Source organism: Pseudomonas sp. ASL3 (genome assembly GCF_056680425.1).
The window spans coordinates 338687-355399 of record NZ_CM155281.1; the positions used below are offsets into that span (position 1 = coordinate 338687).

At 61.3% G+C, this 16713-nt stretch carries 15 protein-coding genes and 1 riboswitch; of the genes, 9 read left to right on the forward strand and 6 right to left on the reverse strand.

The genetic code is table 11. The features are described from left to right. Positions 1-126 precede the first annotated feature (126 nt). Genes AC1MEE_RS01580 through AC1MEE_RS01605 form a run of 6 tightly spaced genes read right to left on the reverse strand, consistent with a single transcriptional unit; the run spans position 127 to position 8116 of the window. A complete protein-coding gene (locus tag AC1MEE_RS01580; RefSeq protein WP_480413470.1) occupies positions 127-1077 on the reverse strand; it encodes a hypothetical protein in 951 nt (316 codons plus the stop codon). Then, positions 1074-1385 (reverse strand): hypothetical protein, encoded by a 312-nt coding sequence (locus AC1MEE_RS01585; protein ID WP_480413471.1) that lies wholly within the window; start codon positions 1383-1385, stop codon positions 1074-1076. Before AC1MEE_RS01585 ends, AC1MEE_RS01580 begins: the two co-directional genes overlap by 4 nt. Further along, on the reverse strand, positions 1378-2322 hold the full coding sequence (locus AC1MEE_RS01590; protein ID WP_480413472.1) for a hypothetical protein: 945 nt from the start codon (positions 2320-2322) through the stop codon (positions 1378-1380). Before AC1MEE_RS01590 ends, AC1MEE_RS01585 begins: the two co-directional genes overlap by 8 nt. After that, positions 2319-5120 carry a toxin VasX gene (locus AC1MEE_RS01595; RefSeq protein ID WP_480413473.1) on the reverse strand — a complete coding sequence of 934 codons (2802 nt, stop codon included), beginning with the start codon at positions 5118-5120 and terminating at the stop codon, positions 2319-2321. Before AC1MEE_RS01595 ends, AC1MEE_RS01590 begins: the two co-directional genes overlap by 4 nt. Positions 5121-5129: 9 nt before the next feature. Continuing rightward, on the reverse strand, positions 5130-6053 hold the full coding sequence (locus tag AC1MEE_RS01600; protein WP_480413474.1) for a DUF4123 domain-containing protein: 924 nt from the start codon (positions 6051-6053) through the stop codon (positions 5130-5132). After that, on the reverse strand, positions 6050-8116 hold the full coding sequence (locus tag AC1MEE_RS01605) for a type VI secretion system Vgr family protein (RefSeq protein WP_480413475.1): 2067 nt from the start codon (positions 8114-8116) through the stop codon (positions 6050-6052). Before AC1MEE_RS01605 ends, AC1MEE_RS01600 begins: the two co-directional genes overlap by 4 nt. A 190-nt stretch (positions 8117-8306) precedes the next feature. Continuing rightward, positions 8307-8527, forward strand: a riboswitch (cobalamin riboswitch). Between the two features lie 104 nt (positions 8528-8631). Here AC1MEE_RS01605 and cobO point away from each other — a divergent pair. The 9 genes from cobO to cobC are packed head-to-tail and all read left to right on the forward strand — an operon-like array spanning position 8632 to position 16711. Next, the gene (cobO, locus tag AC1MEE_RS01610) at positions 8632-9243 is read left to right on the forward strand and encodes a cob(I)yrinic acid a,c-diamide adenosyltransferase (RefSeq protein WP_480413476.1); all 612 of its coding nucleotides are present in this window, start codon (positions 8632-8634) and stop codon (positions 9241-9243) included. Positions 9244-9253: 10 nt separating this feature from the next. Further along, positions 9254-10549 (forward strand): cobyrinic acid a,c-diamide synthase CobB, encoded by a 1296-nt coding sequence (locus AC1MEE_RS01615; RefSeq protein ID WP_480413477.1) that lies wholly within the window; start codon positions 9254-9256, stop codon positions 10547-10549. Next, on the forward strand, positions 10546-11196 hold the full coding sequence (gene bluB / locus AC1MEE_RS01620) for a 5,6-dimethylbenzimidazole synthase (RefSeq protein ID WP_480413478.1): 651 nt from the start codon (positions 10546-10548) through the stop codon (positions 11194-11196). Before AC1MEE_RS01615 ends, bluB begins: the two co-directional genes overlap by 4 nt. Next, a complete protein-coding gene (gene cbiB / locus AC1MEE_RS01625; RefSeq protein ID WP_480413479.1) occupies positions 11193-12101 on the forward strand; it encodes an adenosylcobinamide-phosphate synthase CbiB in 909 nt (302 codons plus the stop codon). Before bluB ends, cbiB begins: the two co-directional genes overlap by 4 nt. Then, a complete protein-coding gene (cobD, locus tag AC1MEE_RS01630) occupies positions 12094-13101 on the forward strand; it encodes a threonine-phosphate decarboxylase CobD (protein ID WP_480413480.1) in 1008 nt (335 codons plus the stop codon). The genes cbiB and cobD overlap by 8 nt, the downstream gene beginning before the upstream one ends. Then, complete coding sequence (locus tag AC1MEE_RS01635; RefSeq protein ID WP_480413481.1) at positions 13098-14573, forward strand: cobyric acid synthase; 1476 nt, start codon at positions 13098-13100, stop codon at positions 14571-14573. The genes cobD and AC1MEE_RS01635 overlap by 4 nt, the downstream gene beginning before the upstream one ends. Position 14574: 1 nt before the next feature. Continuing rightward, the gene (gene cobU, locus AC1MEE_RS01640) at positions 14575-15096 is read left to right on the forward strand and encodes a bifunctional adenosylcobinamide kinase/adenosylcobinamide-phosphate guanylyltransferase (RefSeq protein ID WP_480413482.1); all 522 of its coding nucleotides are present in this window, start codon (positions 14575-14577) and stop codon (positions 15094-15096) included. Next, on the forward strand, positions 15093-16145 hold the full coding sequence (cobT, locus tag AC1MEE_RS01645; RefSeq protein ID WP_480413484.1) for a nicotinate-nucleotide--dimethylbenzimidazole phosphoribosyltransferase: 1053 nt from the start codon (positions 15093-15095) through the stop codon (positions 16143-16145). Before cobU ends, cobT begins: the two co-directional genes overlap by 4 nt. After that, entirely contained in the window at positions 16142-16711 is a 570-nt protein-coding gene (gene cobC, locus AC1MEE_RS01650; RefSeq protein ID WP_480413485.1) for an alpha-ribazole phosphatase family protein, read from the forward strand. Before cobT ends, cobC begins: the two co-directional genes overlap by 4 nt. Positions 16712-16713: the final 2 nt, after the last annotated feature.

Sequence of the window (16713 nt, forward strand, 5' to 3'; positions counted from 1 at the left end):
GCAGTTTGTCGCCTTGCATGGTGAATGAGTCGAAGCTGCGCATGAGCCACTGTGTCTCAGGGCTATGGGAAAGCGCGCATTGGGGAAAACCCACTGATGAGTCTGGCAGGGGTAGGAGTCATGCACTTATTCATCGACGATCTTCCCGTTGACCCGGATAACGGGTTTACGTTTTTCGGCGAAACCGCAGAGCTCGTCGATTTCTTTGGGGAACGGTGTGTAAGGGACGTTGTACTGGATAAATTCAGCCAGGCACTCGGGGAAGACATCCCACAGCAGCCACAACACACGTAGCGGTAGCATGATCGGCGCCCACAGCCGTCCACGTGTCGTGGAGAGGCTTTTGCGCAAGGCGGCCTTCCATTCGTGAACGCCCCGGAACGTCGCCTGTTTGCGGGTCATTCGGGGTGGAAGGCCTGGCGGCCCGGGCAGGCCTTGTGGGCCATGGGCCATAAACAGTTGCAGGTATTCCCATAGCGATTTTGCTGAGCGGTCACCATCAAAAACCCCCAAGTTGCCGCACGCCACACAGACCTCCGCAGGCTGCGGCAAAGCGTAATCGACACCGATCAGATACAACGGATGCCGAGAGGCATAGCCGCTGCCAGAAACGATGGGGATATAACCGGCCAGCACTTCGAGCGGGTCCCAGTCCAGCACGTGCAGATGTTTCTTGCCCGGAAAGGTGTAGTAGAGCTTGCGGGTGCCACGGTGGATGCGGATGAAGGCGCCGCGATTGCGGAGAGAGCCACTGAGAAAAAGCATTCCAAAGGCTATAGGCAACGAAATCCACGGACTCAACACAATCATGAGAAGTGTGTTGGGGGTGATGGTTTCTCCTCTCATCATTAACAACATCGAAATAGATGCTATCAATGCAACTACTGCGGACATACCTATAAAAATGGCTGGCCCACTCCGGGTTAAGTTGGCAAACGTCTCCAGCTCAATACATTGCTCGTTAATTCGCCGCACACCATCCGGCTGCGGCGCTTCGCCAGTGGAGTAACCGTGACGCAGGCGGGTGCCGCCAAAGCGCAGGCTTTTGGGCAGACGCTTGATAGTCGCGTTATTCATTTTGGCGCTTCTACGGGCGCTACCTTACTTTCATCGATGGGGTCGCTGAACCAACCGCCTGAAGTAAATATCAGCGGCTCCGGTGCACCCGGTTGGCTGAGGGCTAGATCCGGTTGCTCATTGGGATCAGGCTGGTACAGATACTCCAGCGCGACATGTGCATCCTCATGCATGGCGATAGCCCAACTGCGCATCGCGCCAAGTGTCACAAGGCACTGACGCTGGTCGTCGAGGGTGATACGTATATCCCAAGCAAATCGATCACCCATCATGGCGTTCGGGGGTAGGTAATTGCTGCACTCATTCATCGACGATCTTCCCGTTGACCCGGATAACGGGTTTACGTTTTTCGGTGAAGCCACAGAGGTCGTCGATTTCTTTCGGGAAGGGTGTGTAAGGGACGTTGTACTGGATGAACTCACCGAAGCAGTGAGGGAATACCCAGCAAACCAGCCAGCACAAACGCAAAGGCAGCATGATTGGCGCCCAAAGCCAGCCACGTGGTGTGGATAGGCTTTGGCGCAAAGACGCTTTCCAAGCATGGAGTTGCTTGAGCGTTACCTGTCGACGTGTGAGCTCCGGCAGTGGCAGAGCCGGTTTGGGAAGTCCCTGTGGACCGAACGTCACGAAGTGCTGAATGTACTCCCAAAGTGCCTTGGCGCGGCTGTCGTCATAACCAGCGTCGTTGTCACAAGAGATGCAGATTTCTGCGGGCTTGGGCAGTCCCCAATCAACACCGATCAGATAGAGTGGGTGATAGGAGGTGTAAACACTAGCAGACACCACGGGAATGTAACCAGCTAGCGGCTCTATCTGATCCCAATCCAATATATGTAAATGTGTTTCGTCAGGGCTAACATAGTAAAGTTTGCGTGTGTCTCTATGTATACGGATAAAGGCCCCACGACTGCGGAGGTTTCCGCGCAGAATAAAAACTACCAATGCCAATAAAACTAAAGTCCAAGGAGTGATGATGATCAGAGCCAAGAGATCGTTTGCTACTGGCGATTTAGTGGTTGCCCATACGAAAGCAGAAAATCCACCAGCAATCACCATTGAGAAACCAATAAAGCTGGCATCCGATGTACGACTGCTATTCGTAAACGCGCAAACCTCCAAGCATCGCTCATTAAGGCGTCGCACGCCGAATGGTTGAGCAGGAATCCCAGTGGAGTAACCATGATGTAACTTCGTTGCACCGAAACGCAGGCTCTTAGGTAGCCGTTTGATATGCATCTTATTCATTTCGGCGCCGCCACAGGTGCGACTTGCCCCTCGTCAATGGGGTCGCTGAACCATCCACTAGATGTAAATATTAGTGACGCTGGTGTACTGGGCTGAGTGAGTACCAAATCCGGTTGTTCGCTAGGGTTGGGCTGGTACAAATACTCCACTGCGACTTGTGCATTTTCATGCATCGATATGGCCCAGCTGCGTTCTGCTCCCAGTGTTGCCCCGCGCGTTATCAAATATTGGCGGCGATAGTCGATAGGGCTAGTGCCGGCGGCATACACGATGGGGCCTTCGACTCGTACAAGGTTCTGCCCATCAAGAGTGACACGTATATCCGAAACAAACCGTTCTTCCACCGAGGGATTGGGTAGGAGGCAATTGATGGTCAGGGTGCCGACGTCATAACCAAAGGACTTGTCCCACTGGGCGCTCAGTCGGGGACGGTAGAGCAGACTGTAGAACGCTTCCAGTTCCTGTTGATGAGTGTAGTGTTTTCCATGCAGCCCCCAAACGCTGTGTTTGAGCCAAATATCGACTGGCCCGTGTTTGGTATCGTCAGCCCGCAAGGCAAAGTAAATACCTGAACCAAGAGCGACCAACACAATTACGGCCCAGCCCACAGGCGTGATGCCAATGGCGGCAGAGATTGCTGTTGCCGATGATCCACCCGCAAGCATTGCGCCAGCGCCGGCTGCTGTTCCACCCGAGAGGGCTGCGCCGAAGTACATATGAGCTTGTTCCGCGTTGAGATCATTGGCGGCATTAATCGCCTTGATCCCATCGGAAAGTGCATACAAGGCAGTACCGGCAGCGCCGATCCGAGCTCCCCATCTTTTACCAACAGTAGCCAATTCCACCAAAGTAGGTTTGGTTTTGTTAGCGATGATAATTCCCGCAGCACCTATCTCCATACCTGCGCCAATCAACGCCGAAATTGCACCAGCCCGACTGATAAAGTTAGCTACATTCTGCTCTCGATCCCATGCTTCCTTCGCCTGCACCACCCCAATCACCGCCAGAACCCCACCCACCCCGGTAAACAAATACCCCGCCGGCCCGCGCAATTTCTCCAGACTCCTGATCAACGGATTCCCTTCCAGCGGCATCGCCCGTTTGGGTGGCAGCGCCGGGCGGCTTGCAGGGGCTTTATCGATCACCGCGTAGTCGGTTTCCCCGACCTTGACCCATTCGTAGATCGGCACCCGGAGGCTGAAGGTCTGTTCCACGATGGGCGCGGCGGCGGGCAGGTTCCAGCGTGCGATCAGCTCCGGCCCCAGGGTTTGATAGCCTTGCAGCTCGCGGGCGAAGCGCAGGTACTGGGCGGCGCTGACCTCGTGCTGGATCAGCGTGGCGTTGAAGCGCACTTCCAGCACATGCCGCAGGCGGCGGATCATGATGTCGGCACTGTGTGAGGTCGGAACGGCTTGCAGCAGACTGATCAGGGCATTGGTGGCCGGGGTGGCGGCGTGTTCTTCGAGGTAGTTGTTGACGACCTCGAACACGCCTTTGCTCACGGTCAGGGTGTTGTTCAGGCGTGCCAGCAGCCCCAGATTGCCCAGGGTCACGGCCCGCCAGTAGTGACTGCCTTGAGCCGGTGAGTCGATCAGGGCACCGAGGATGCGTCGGCCCTCTCGGGTGTGCACCAGGGCGCCGAGGCACTGGAACACCGCTTCCTCATAGCCGCGGGCGTTGTGGATCACGTTCAGGTCGAAGCAACGCAGGGCCAGTTCCAGCGGCTTGCCGGGGTTGCAGAGGATGACCCAGGCGATGGCGTCATCGACGGCGTTTTCGATCGGCGTGTCGAAGGTGTTGAGCTGCGCCTTGTAGAGCGCCGGAAAGCTCTGGGCGGCGCTCAACTTGACCAGCGCTTGTTGCCGGGCCAGCGTCTGGGCCTGGGCCGGGGTATTGGCCTGCTGGAAATAGCCGTTGATCAACTGCGCGCTGCTGAGTTTGTGCGCGTTGTCGGCGGCGAATTTAGCCTTGGCCTGCACCAGCGTGGTCGCCAGATGGTTGAGTTCGCTGGTAATGCCGAAGGGGTCTTGCAGCACCACCGCCAGTGCCACCACTTCCTTGTCGTGGCGCAGGGCCAGGCGCATTTCTTGATTGATGTACCCGGCGCTCACCGCGCGCGGCTGGCTTTCGCTCCACTGAAGGGGGCTGGCGCTGGGGATCTGCAACGAGCGCTGGCGAATCATGAGCGACGGCGGAACGTTCAGCTCGGGGGCGACCGCGACCAGGTGGGAGGCCGGCAAGCTGTGCTTTTGTTCGGCACCGCCTGTGGGCTTGACGGGGGTGGCCAGCAGGCTGCGCAGTTGGTAGCTGTCCTGCTCGATCTGCCACAGTGTGCAATGGCTGAGCAGGGCGTCGCTGACCATCAGCCAGACGCTGTCGGCGGTGCTGGCCACGGGCGCCGGGATATACGCCGTCGCCCCGATGACATGCGGCTTGGCATGGCGCCCGGGGGTGACATCGTCATAGTCCTTGTCGCCCCACCACAGCGCGGCGAACAGGGCGTTTTCGGTGACCTGATAGTGCTGCGTCCACATGCGTCCGTCTTTGAAGTAGAACAGGTAGACATAGCTGCCGGGGCGCAACAGGCGCAGGCCGTAATGCTTGCCGCCCTTGAGCGCCGGATAGCCGCGGGTGCCAAGTTGGGGTAAGGCGCTGCTTTCGTATGGCACGTCGGCTATCGCATAGCGCAACGGGTAGATCGGCACGCAGCGCTGGCAGGCCGGGTCGTTGAGGAACCGACCAAACTTGGGTTCACTGGGATGAGGCGGTTGCAGGGCTTTTTTGTGGAGGTGGCACATGGTCTGTCCTTAGGCCGAGGCGGCGGCAAGTTGTTGCAAGCGGTGTTCAGCTTCAAATAAACGCAGGCGATCATCGTGCTGACGCTGATTGAGGATGGCCCTGAGCGGTTTGTCGTGGATGAACGCGTCCTGAGGGTTGTTCAAGCGCAGCCGCACGTAGTGGCTAAAGGCGCTTTCGCGGCTCAGCCCGAGACCCTGGGCTTCTTTTACAAAAATGTTCAGTTGCCGGGCCAGTTCCTGCGGCCCCAAGGCATGGGCTCGCTCGGGTTGTTGCTGGGCAAACTGCCGGGCTGCATCACGCAAGAACCACGCATGGCTGGCCTGATTGATGGCGGCCTCGTCGTCTTCGCTCAAGGTGAAAGCAACAGTGGCGCGCAGGCCCGAAGGGGTTGCCGACGGATTGTCGACACGCAACCACGACAGGCTGTCGCCGTCACCCGCACGCCAGATCACGGCTTGAATCGGCCCCAGCAGCTCAGCCAACCGACCGGCCGACAAACCTTCAGCCATCTCTTCAAGCTGGCGGAAGGCGCCCAGGCTGAAAAATGCCAGGTTGCCGTCGGCGGCGGTGAACACGCGCAGGTTCTGCAAGTGACTGACCAAGGTGTCGCCATCGGCCGGGCCGAGCAGGATCAGTCCGTGTGCCGAGGGGGCCCAGGTGCTGAGGTAAGTCTTGAGCAGCGCGGCGTCCAACGGCACCAGCAGCGGGCCGTGACGGTAGCCGGGGTCGGTGTACTCCCAATCGGTGCCGCGCCACAGCCAGCGATGGTCAAAGCGGCGAGTGATCGCCCGCACCTCGTCTTCCAGGGTCTCGAGGCTGGCGCCGTTGAGCCAGAGCCAGGGGTGGTGGTGTTCGGACACATCGGGCCAGGCGGGTTCTGCGGTGGTCCGAATGGTTTTACGTGGCCAGGCGTCAGCGATCGTCGAGGTCATGCTTTCCCACTCCCGTGAATGCAGTGGCAGGGAATGCTAAGGCAGGTTCCGTTAGCACGGAGTCCGCAGACGCGATCCTTGGCATTGCTTGACGTCACCAGGCTTGAAAGCTCTAAGGTCTTGCCCCCACCCGCTGACACCATGTTGATGGGGCCTTTAACTTGAATCGCCACAGCGTCCAGGATGATTCCGGCATCGTTCAGGGTGATGCTGCCCGCAGGGCCTTGCAGCACAAGGCTTTGTCCGGCCTGCACCTTGTAGACGGTGGTTTTCTGCTCGATCGCTTGCCCTGCCTCAAGGCGATGGTGACCCTGCACCGTGTGCTCGACACTCCCCCCGGTCTCGATCACGTGGTTGACAGCCGTCTTGTCCTGGCGGTTGCCGCCGACGCTTTCGCTGCGGTCCTGGTCGATCTGGATCGTCTGGCTGCGGCCGATGGCAAGAAACTCATCCTGGCCAACCTCATGGCGGCGGTCGTGGCCGATAGTGACCTGCTCGTCATGGCCGACGAAGGTGCTCTGGTTGTTCTTGATCTCGGTGTTCTGGTCTTTCTGCGCGTGAAGGTAGATTTCTTCCTGGTCCTTTTCGTCCTCGAAACGCAGTTCGTTGAAGCCCTCGCCCTTGTGGGTCTGGCTTTTGATCGTCATCCGGGTTTTGTGTTGCGGCAACGGATACGGCGGCAGGTTGTCGGCGCGGTAGGTGCGACCGCTGACAATCGGTTGGTCGCCGTCGCCGTCCAGGTACTCAACCAGCACTTCCTGGCCGATGCGCGGAATGGCCATCGCGCCCCAGGTGGTCCCGGCCCAGCCCTGGGACACGCGGATCCAGCAGGAACTGTGTTCGTTGTTTTGGCTGGCGCGATCCCAGGGAAAACTGACCTTGATCCGGCCCCATTCGTCGCAGTAAATCTCCTCGCCCGGCGGGCCGACCACGGTGGCCATGTGCGGGCCGTCGATGCGTGGTTTGTCATGCAATTCGGCTTTCCAGTCGGTCAGGCCGGTGACCAGTTCGGCGGTCTGGTGGTAGGTGGTGCTCTGCTCGCTGCCCGCCGCTTCTTCTTCCAGGCTGGTGAGCTGGGTGCCGTGGTGTTCGATGAACACCGGGCGCCAGCGGATGTTCAGCTCTTCCCGCGGATGGCCGATCAGGTCGAACGCCAAACCGGGTTGCAGCCGGGCGTCGTCGCCCTCGACCGTGGCGATGCGCGCATCGCGGCGCAAGGCGGCCAGGCGGGTTTTGGTGAAGGGTTTACCGGCTTCATCGCGCTTGTAGCGGCCGGGGTAATCGAAACGCTCGTAATCACGTTGCTGGTGCTCGTGGTCACGGCCTTCGGCGACGTGCTCCTGGGCGTAGCTCGAGTGCTTGAAGGTGTAGTCGCGCTGGACCTGGCGCGCGGTGCGTACCTGTTCGGTGTAGTCGAAACGCCACAGCGCCGGTTCCGGCTGATCGCCGCCGGGGGTGGGTTGGTACAGCACCTGGCACTGTTCCTTGCGGCCGATGGCGCCGAGGTTTTGCACCTTATCGGTGTAGATCAAGCGATGGCCATCGGCGCGGTGATCGAAGCGGTACAGCAGGCCTTCTTCGGCGGCCAGACGGGCGAGAAACGCCAGGTCGGTTTCGCCGACCTGCACGCAATACTCACGAGGCTCGTGCGCGGTGCCAACGAATTGCTCACGGTCGGTCAGGGGCTGGGCCTTGAGCACCGCGTCGATGATCTGCGGCACGCTTTGCTGCTGGAAAATCCGCCAGTTCGAGCGCAAGTCGGCGCGGGCCAGGGTCGGTTCAACCACCGCGCGGTAACGGGTACGGCGAAAGCCAGTGTCGCCCTGATTGAACAGGCTGATCAGCCCATGCACCCGCCGTACGGGCTGCTCGCCACGCCAGATGGTGAACAGCGCAGGCCGGTCGAGCACCGCGCCAAAGTCCACCTTGGGGTTGTTGCTGGACAGCTGGATATCCAGATGGAACGGCCGGGACAGGCCTTCCTTCAAGGTGAAGGCCACCACCTCGAACGCTACGCCCGAGGCGGGTTCGAAGGTGTAACGCAGGTCGCTGTGACGGGGCATGGGGAGGGCCTGTCTGAAGGGAACCCCAGCGTATTAAAGATTCAAACTATCTAGATATCAGATGAATCCCTGAGTTATGTCGGATTGTTCTCTGGTTGATCGTGCGCCAAGTGCAGTTTGTCGCCTTGCACAGCTTTATTCGGCCAAAGCAGAGGGCGCTTTGATTGACGCTCTACCCCCAACCCTCTACCCTTCGCGACGTGTTTCAGGTGCTCCGCAATCGATGATTGGCGGAGTGAAACAGGGAAGCCGGTGAGGGCGCGTCAAGCGATCGATCCCGGCGCTGCCCCCGCAACGGTAAATGAGTCGAAGCTGTGTATTTAGCCACTGCGTCTTAGGTGATGTGGGAAGGCGCGCAGCAGGGGGAACCCACTCATGAGTCCGGAGACCGGCCTGATCCATCCAACAGCATCACGGCGGGCGATGCTCTGCGCAGGGTCTTTTTGGCCGTGCTGGCAGTCAATTTCTGTGCCTTCCGTTTGCTTTCGCGTGCCCTGCTCAAGCGGAGAGCTGAGATGAACGAATCCCCCGAACGTGACGAACGCCATCTGGCGCGCATGCTGCGTAAAAAAGCCGTAATGGACGAGCGCATTGCCAGCGCGCCGAATGAATGCGGCCTGTTGCTGGTGCTGACCGGCAATGGCAAAGGCAAAAGCAGTTCCGCTTTCGGCATGCTCGCCCGCGCCATGGGCCACGGTATGCAGTGTGGCGTGGTGCAGTTCATCAAAGGTCGCAACAGCACGGGCGAAGAGCTGTTCTTCCGCCGTTTTCCCGAGCAGGTGCGTTATCACGTCATGGGCGAGGGCTTCACTTGGGAAACCCAGGATCGCCAGCGCGATATCGCCGCTGCTGAAGCCGCTTGGGAAGTGTCTCGGGAGATGCTGCGCGACCCGAGCATCGGCCTGATCGTACTCGATGAACTGAACATCGCCCTCAAGCACGGCTACCTGGATCTGGAGCAGGTGCTCAGCGATCTGCAAGGCCGTCCGCCGATGCAGCATGTGTTGGTGACCGGTCGTGGCGCCAAACCTGAATTGATCGACCTGGCTGATACCGTTTCCGAGATTGCCGTGGTCAAGCATGCCTTCCAGGCCGGTATCCGCGCCCAGAAAGGCATCGAACTATGAGTAACCCTTCATGAGAGAGCCGCGTCACTGCCCGGCGGTGTTGATTGCCGCGCCGGCTTCCGGTCAGGGCAAGACCACCGTGACCGCCGCATTGGCCCGTCTGCACCGCAATCAAGGGCGCAAGGTTCGGGTATTCAAGTGCGGCCCGGACTTTCTCGACCCGATGATTCTCGAGCGTGCCAGCGGTGCGCCGGTCTATCAGCTGGATTTGTGGATGGTCGGCGCCGATGAAAGTCGTCGTTTGTTATGGGAAGCAGCTGGCGAGGCTGACCTGATCCTGATTGAAGGGGTCATGGGATTGTTCGACGGTACGCCGTCCAGCGCAGACCTGGCGCGTCACTTCGGTGTGCCAGTGCTGGGTGTGATCGACGGCACGGCCATGGCCCAGACCTTCGGCGCATTGGCCCTGGGGCTCGCGCGTTATCAACCGGACCTGCCGTTTGCCGGGGTGTTGGCCAACCGCGTGGGCACTGTGCGCCATGCGCAGTTGCTCGAAGGCAGCCTGACTGAGGGGTTGCGCTGGTATGGCGCGTTGTCGCGGGAAACCGGGATCGAATTGCCCAGCCGCCATTTAGGGCTGGTCCAGGCCAGCGAACTGAATGATCTGGACGCGCGCCTCGACGCGGCGGCTACCGCATTGGCCAGTACCTGCGAGGTGGCCTTGCCGCCCGCAGTCGAATTCGCTGCGCCCGACATCGTCAATGCCGAACCCTTGCTCGCGGGCGTACGAATTGCCGTCGCTCGGGACGAGGCGTTCGCCTTCACCTACGGCGCCAACCTTGACTTGCTGCGGGCCATGGGCGCCGAGTTGTCGTTCTTCTCGCCGATCCACGACACGCTCATCCCTGAAGCCGACAGCCTGTACCTGCCGGGCGGTTACCCGGAGTTGCACCATCTGACGCTGGGGCAAAACCTGCCGATGCTGGCCGCCATCCGCGCCCATCATGCCGCAGGCAAGCCACTGCTGGCTGAGTGCGGTGGCATGCTTTACCTGCTCGATGCCTTGACCGATGTCGAGGGCCAGCGTGCGCAGTTGGTGGGGCTATTGGCTGGCGAAGCGGTGATGCAGAAACGTCTGGCGGCGCTGGCCTTGCAAGCGGTCGAATTGCCGGAAGGCTTGCTGCGTGGACATACCTATCACCACTCGCTGACCAACACTGAGCTGCAACCCATCGCCCGTGGCCTGAGCCCCAACGGGGGGCGTGGTGCCGAGGCGGTCTATCGCGACGGACGCATGACGGCGTCTTACGTACACTTCTATTTCCCTTCCAACCCTCAAGCGGTTGCGGCGCTTTTCAAACCATGAATGATCTGGCTTTCAGCCCCGACGAACGTGCGGCGGTGTATCGAGCGATTGCCGAGCGTCGCGACATGCGTCACTTCATCGGTGGCGACGTGGCCCCGGAGCTGCTGGCGCGCTTGCTTGAGGCCGCGCATCAGGCGCCCAGCGTCGGGCTGATGCAGCCGTGGCGCTTTATTCGCATCAGTGACCGGTCGTTGCGCGCGAGCATTCAGGCGCAGGTCGAGGAGGAACGGATTCGCACGGCCGAAGCCCTGGGTGAACGTTCCGATGATTTCATGAAGCTCAAGGTCGAAGGCATCAACGATTGCGCGGAAGTGCTGGTCGCGGCGCTGATGGATGACCGCGAGCGGCATATCTTTGGCCGACGCACCTTGCCGGAAATGGACATGGCGTCCTTGTCCTGCGCCATTCAGAATCTGTGGCTGGCGGCGCGTGCCGAAGGGCTGGGCATGGGCTGGGTTTCGCTGTTCGAGCCGCGGGCGCTGGCCGACCTGCTGGGCATACCGGTCGGGGCCAAGCCGCTGGCGATTCTGTGCCTGGGACCGGTGGCCGAGTTTTACCCGGCGCCGATGCTGGTACTTGAAGGCTGGGCGCAGGCGCGTCCGTTGAGCGAATTGTTGTATGAAAATCACTGGGGAGTGAGTCGATGAGCGTGGCGTTACTGAGCGTCGCCGGGGTCGCGCTGGATGCGCTGCTCGGCGAGCCGAAACGGGCGCACCCGCTGGTGGCGTTCGGGCGCTTTGCCGATCGTGTCGAGCAACGTTTCAATTCGGCCGGGCGTGGCTGGCGCAGTCATGGCGTCACGGCCTGGTTTATTGCGGTCATCCCGCTGACATTGCTGGTGACTCTTTTCAGTTGGCTGCCTTATATAGGCTGGTTGGTGGAGATTCTGGCGCTGTATTGCGCGCTGGGCCTGCGCAGTCTGGGCGAACATGTCGAGCCGGTGGCGCAGGCCCTGCGCAGCGATGATCTGGACGAAGCGCGACGCCGGGTCAGCTACCTGGTCAGCCGGCAGACGGCAGAGCTGGATTCGACCGAAGTTGCCCGCGCCGCCACTGAGTCAGTGCTGGAAAACGGCAGCGACGCGGTGTTCGCCGCCCTGTTCTGGTTTGTCGTCGCCGGTGCACCGGGGGTGGTGCTGTATCGCTTGAGTAATACCCTGGATGCCATGTGGGGTTACCGCAATGAACGTTTCGAACGGTTTGGCTGGGCGGCGGCAAAGATCGACGATGTGTTGAATTACATTCCGGCGCGGCTGGTGGCGTTGACCTACGCGCTGCTGGGAAAAACGCGCCTGGCCCTGCGTTGCTGGCGCTCTCAGGCGCCGACCTGGGACAGCCCGAACGCCGGGCCGGTGATGGCGGCCGGTGCCGGTGCACTGGGCGTGGAGTTGGGTGGGGCGGCGATTTATCACGGTGAACTGCATCAGCGTCCGCGATTGGGCGAGGGTGCGCCTGCTGATGCTCGGTCGATCGATCGCGGCTGGCAATTGGTCCGGCGCGGGGTCTGGTTGTGGTTGCTGGTCTTGTGCGTGGGGGCTGAATTTTATGCTTGAACACGGCGGTCGCTTGCGCGGTGCGGCGTTGCACTACGGCATCGCTGAAGCTGATTGGCTGGACCTTTCCAGCGGCATCGCACCGTGGCCCTGGCCGATCCCGGAGATCCCGACGCGGGCCTGGGCGCGCTTGCCGGAAACCGACGACGGTCTGGAAATGGCAGCCTGCGCCTACTATGGCGCGTCCCGGGTACTGCCGGTGCCCGGTTCGCAAGCCGCGATCCAGGCGCTGCCGCGTTTGCGTCGTTCGGGTAAGGTCGGCGTGGTGTCGCCCTGTTATGCCGAACATGCCGAGGCCTGGCGCAGTAATGGCTTTCTGGTTCGCGAAGTGCTCGAGCATGAAGTGGATTTTTTTATCGACAACCTCGATGTGCTGGTGGTGGTCAACCCGAACAATCCCACCGGCTTGAATATCCCCCCCGAGCGTTTGCTGGATTGGCATGCGCATCTGGCCCAGCGCGGTGGCTGGCTGGTGGTTGATGAAGCCTTTATGGACAACACACCGCAGATGAGCCTGAGCGCCGAAGCCCCGCGCGTCGGGTTGATCGTGTTGCGTTCGTTCGGCAAGTTCTTCGGTCTGGCGGGTGTGCGCCTGGGGTTCGTCATCGCCGAGCGGAGGCTGCTCAAATTGCTGGCGCGACAGATCGGCCCCTGGGCCGTCAGCGGACCGACACGGGTGCTCGGACAAATGTGCCTGAGCGATGTCGAAGGGCATCGTCAGCAACGCGTGCGTACCGAGCAAGCCAGCGTGCGTCTGGTTGAACTGCTGACTCGGTATGGCCTGAAACCTCAGGGTGGCTGTGCACTGTTTCAATGGCTGATCACACCTCATGCCGCCCAACTGCATGACTTTTGCGCCCGGCGCGGCATTTTGCTGCGCCTGTTTCTGGACAGCGGCAGCCCGCACGACAGCAGCCTGCGTTTTGGCTTGCCGGCTGAAGAAGCGGACTGGCAGCGGCTCGAACTGGCGCTCAGCGAATACACCAAGGAATTGCCATGACCACCCTGATGGTGCAGGGCACGACTTCTGATGCCGGTAAAAGCACGCTGGTGACGGCGTTGTGCCGCTGGTTGACCCGTCAAGGCGTCAGCGTGGTGCCATTCAAGCCGCAGAATATGGCGCTCAACAGCGCAGTCACGGCTGACGGTGGCGAGATCGGTCGAGCGCAAGCCGTGCAGGCACAGGCCGCAGGGCTTGAGCCCCACACGGACATGAACCCGGTGTTGCTCAAGCCCAACAGCGATACCGGCGCGCAGGTGATCATTCACGGCCGCGCGGTGACCACCATGAATGCGGTGGCGTATCACGGTTATAAACAGATCGCCATGCAAGCGGTGCTGGCTTCGCATCAACGCTTGAGCGCGGCCTACCCGGTGGTCATGGTCGAAGGCGCCGGGTCTCCTGCCGAAATCAACCTGCGCGCGGGCGACATCGCCAACATGGGGTTCGCCGAAGCGGTGGATTGCCCGGTGCTGTTGATCGCCGATATCAATCGTGGCGGAGTCTTCGCTCATCTGGTCGGCACCCTGGAACTGCTGTCTCCCAGTGAGCAGGTGCGGGTCAAAGGTTTCGTCATTAACCGTTTCCGGGGTGATATCGCCCTGTTGCAACCGGGTCTCGACTGGCTGGAAGCGCGCACCGGCAAACCGGTGATCGGCGTGCTGCCCTATGTGATGGATCTGCACCTGGAGGCCGAAGACGGTCTCGATCAGCGCCAGACCGACAAGGTCGAGCAGGTGCTGAACGTGGTGGTGCCGGTATTGCCGCGCATCAGCAACCATACTGATTTCGATCCGCTGCGCCTGCATCCGCAGGTGAATCTACAGTTCGTCGGCCCTGGCCAGCCGATTCCGTCCGCGGACCTGATCATCCTGCCGGGTTCGAAAAGCGTGCGCAGCGATCTGGCTTATCTGCGCAGCAACGGTTGGGACACCGCCATCGCGCGTCATCTGCGTTATGGCGGCAAGGTGTTGGGTATCTGTGGCGGCCTGCAGATGCTCGGTCAACAGCTGCATGACCCGCTGGGGCTCGAAGGTGCGCCCGGTTCCAGTACCGGATTGGGCTTGCTGGACATCAACACTGTGTTGGAAGAAGAGAAGCAGCTGCGCAATGTGCGTGGCCGGCTCGTGCTGGAAGAGGCCGAGGTCAGCGGATACGAGATTCACGCTGGGGTGACCACGGGCGCGGCGCTGGAGAAGGCTGCCGTGCGTCTGGATGACGGACGTAGCGATGGCGCGCAAAGTGCCGATGGGCAGATCCTCGGCACGTACCTGCACGGCGTGTTCGAATCCCCGGCGGCGTGCAGCGCGCTACTGCGCTGGGCCGGTTTGCAGAATGTGCAACAGGTCGACTACCACGCCTTGCGTGAGCGTGATATCGAGCGTCTGGCGGATCTAGTGGAAAACCACCTGGATGGCCCACTGCTGAGAAGGTTGTGTGGCCTCGGCAACTCTGAACAAGAGGGCAACTGACATGCTGCAACTGATCCTGGGTGGCGCCCGTTCCGGCAAAAGCCGGCTCGCCGAACGGTTGGCTACCGAAACCAGCCTCGATGTCCTTTATATAGCGACCAGCCAGCCACTCGATGGCGAAATGAACCAGCGCGTGGCCCTGCATCGGCAGAGCCGTCCTGAACATTGGGGCCTGATTGAAGAGCCTATCGAACTGGCCCGCGTGCTGCGAGAAAACGCCGATAACGAGCGCTGCCTGTTGGTGGACTGCCTGACCTTGTGGCTGACCAACCTGCTGATGCTCGAAGACCCCGAACGCCTGGCCCTCGAACGCGAGGCGCTGCTGATGTGCCTTGCCGAGCTGCCCGGTGAAATCATTTTTGTCAGCAACGAAACCGGGCTGGGCGTGGTGCCCCTCGGGGAACTGACCCGCCGTTACGTCGACGAGGCCGGCTGGCTGCATCAAGCCCTGGCCGAACGTTGTCAGCGTGTGGTGTTGACCGTCGCTGGCCTGCCCTTGACCTTGAAAGGATCCGCAATATGAGCAATTCCTGGTGGCTGAAGCCCGCGAAGGCGGTCAATGCCAAGGCGCGTGAAGATGCTCTTGCGCGTCAGCAACAGCTGACCAAGCCGGCTGGTTCCCTTGGGCAGCTGGAGGCGGTGGCCGTGCAGCTTGCTGGCCTGCAGGGGCGGCTCAAACCCTGCGTCGACAACCTGTGGATCGCGATTTTTGCCGGCGATCATGGTGTGGTCGCCGAAGGGGTTTCGGCTTTCCCGCAGGAAGTCACCGGGCAAATGCTGCACAACTTCGTCACCGGTGGCGCGGCGATCAGCGTGCTCGCGCGGCAACTCTCGGCACAGTTGGAAGTGGTGGATCTGGGTACGGTCTCTTCGCTGAACCTGCCGGGTGTCCGCCATCTGAATCTGGGCGCGGGCACAGCGAATTTCGTTGAAGGGCCGGCGATGACCGAGACGCAGGGCTTGCTCGCGCTCGAGGCCGGACGCGACAGCGTGCGCCGTGCGCTCGCCTCCGGCGCTGAGCTGTTTATCGGCGGTGAAATGGGCATCGGCAACACCACGGCAGCCAGCGCGCTGGCGTGCGCCTTGCTCGAAAGCCCGGTGCAGTTGCTGGTCGGGCCAGGCACCGGCCTGAATGCAGCGGGCGTCACGCACAAGTCTCTGGTCATCGAGCGCGCGCTGGCGTTGCACGCTGAACACGCCGGTGATCCGCTGCGCAGTCTGTTCTGTCTGGGCGGTTTTGAGATTGCAGCGCTGGTCGGCGCCTACCTGGCGTGTGCTCAGGAAGGTGTTGCAGTGTTGGTCGACGGCTTCATTTGCAGCGTCGCGGCCTTGGTCGCCGTGCGCTTGAATCCATCGGTTCGTGACTGGCTGCTGTTCGGCCATCGTGGTGCCGAGCCGGGTCATCGGCATTTGTTGGAAAGCTTGCAGGCCGAACCCCTGCTCGACCTCGGCTTGCGCCTGGGCGAGGGCAGCGGTGCGGCGCTGGCGGTACCCTTGCTGCGTCTGGCCTGCGAGCTGCATAACGGCATGGCGACGTTCGCTGAAGCGGCGGTGGCGGACCGTCCGGCATGACCTTGCGCCTGGATCTGTTGCGTCACGGCGAAACCGAGATGGGCGGCGGTCTGCGTGGCAGCCTGGACGACGCACTGACAGACACTGGCTGGGCGCAGATGCGTACGGCGGTTGCCGGGTCCGGGCCGTGGGATCGGATCGTCAGCTCGCCGCTGCAACGCTGCGCACGCTTCGCCGAAGAGCTGGCTGGCCAGCTGGCACTGCCGCTGCACCTGGAGGCGGATCTGCAGGAGCTGCATTTTGGTGAGTGGGAAGGGCGTAGCGCTGCGCAATTGATGGAGACTGACGGCGAAAGCCTGGGTCTGTTCTGGGCCAATCCTTATGCGTTTACCCCGCCGAAGGGGGAACTGCTGACGGCGTTCTCCGCGCGGGTACTGACGGCGGTGGAGCGTCTGCATCAGGCCTATGCCGGTGAGCGCGTGTTACTCATCAGTCATGGCGGAGTGATGCGCCTGTTGCTGGCGCAGGCCCGAGGCTTACCCCGTGAGCAGTTGCTTCAGGTGGAAGTCGGACATGGCGAGCTGCTGACGATTCAGGTCAGCAGCGGCTGCGTGTTGAGCGAATGAAT

Bases quoted from the DNA above. Each gene is read 5' to 3' on its own strand.
- AC1MEE_RS01590 (WP_480413472.1), bottom strand. From the start codon at position 2,322: ATGAATAAGATGCATATCAAACGGCTACCTAAGAGCCTGCGTTTCGGT.
- AC1MEE_RS01605 (WP_480413475.1), bottom strand. From the start codon at position 8,116: ATGCCCCGTCACAGCGACCTGCGTTACACCTTCGAACCCGCCTCGGGC.
- cobO (WP_480413476.1), top strand. From the start codon at position 8,632: ATGAACGAATCCCCCGAACGTGACGAACGCCATCTGGCGCGCATGCTG.
- cbiB (WP_480413479.1), top strand. From the start codon at position 11,193: ATGAGCGTGGCGTTACTGAGCGTCGCCGGGGTCGCGCTGGATGCGCTG.
- AC1MEE_RS01615 (WP_480413477.1), top strand. From the start codon at position 9,254: ATGAGAGAGCCGCGTCACTGCCCGGCGGTGTTGATTGCCGCGCCGGCT.
- bluB (WP_480413478.1), top strand. From the start codon at position 10,546: ATGAATGATCTGGCTTTCAGCCCCGACGAACGTGCGGCGGTGTATCGA.
- cobD (WP_480413480.1), top strand. From the start codon at position 12,094: ATGCTTGAACACGGCGGTCGCTTGCGCGGTGCGGCGTTGCACTACGGC.
- cobT (WP_480413484.1), top strand. From the start codon at position 15,093: ATGAGCAATTCCTGGTGGCTGAAGCCCGCGAAGGCGGTCAATGCCAAG.
- AC1MEE_RS01580 (WP_480413470.1), bottom strand. From the start codon at position 1,077: ATGAATAACGCGACTATCAAGCGTCTGCCCAAAAGCCTGCGCTTTGGC.
- AC1MEE_RS01600 (WP_480413474.1), bottom strand. From the start codon at position 6,053: ATGACCTCGACGATCGCTGACGCCTGGCCACGTAAAACCATTCGGACC.
- AC1MEE_RS01585 (WP_480413471.1), bottom strand. From the start codon at position 1,385: ATGAATGAGTGCAGCAATTACCTACCCCCGAACGCCATGATGGGTGAT.
- AC1MEE_RS01595 (WP_480413473.1), bottom strand. From the start codon at position 5,120: ATGTGCCACCTCCACAAAAAAGCCCTGCAACCGCCTCATCCCAGTGAA.
- AC1MEE_RS01635 (WP_480413481.1), top strand. From the start codon at position 13,098: ATGACCACCCTGATGGTGCAGGGCACGACTTCTGATGCCGGTAAAAGC.
- cobU (WP_480413482.1), top strand. From the start codon at position 14,575: ATGCTGCAACTGATCCTGGGTGGCGCCCGTTCCGGCAAAAGCCGGCTC.
- cobC (WP_480413485.1), top strand. From the start codon at position 16,142: ATGACCTTGCGCCTGGATCTGTTGCGTCACGGCGAAACCGAGATGGGC.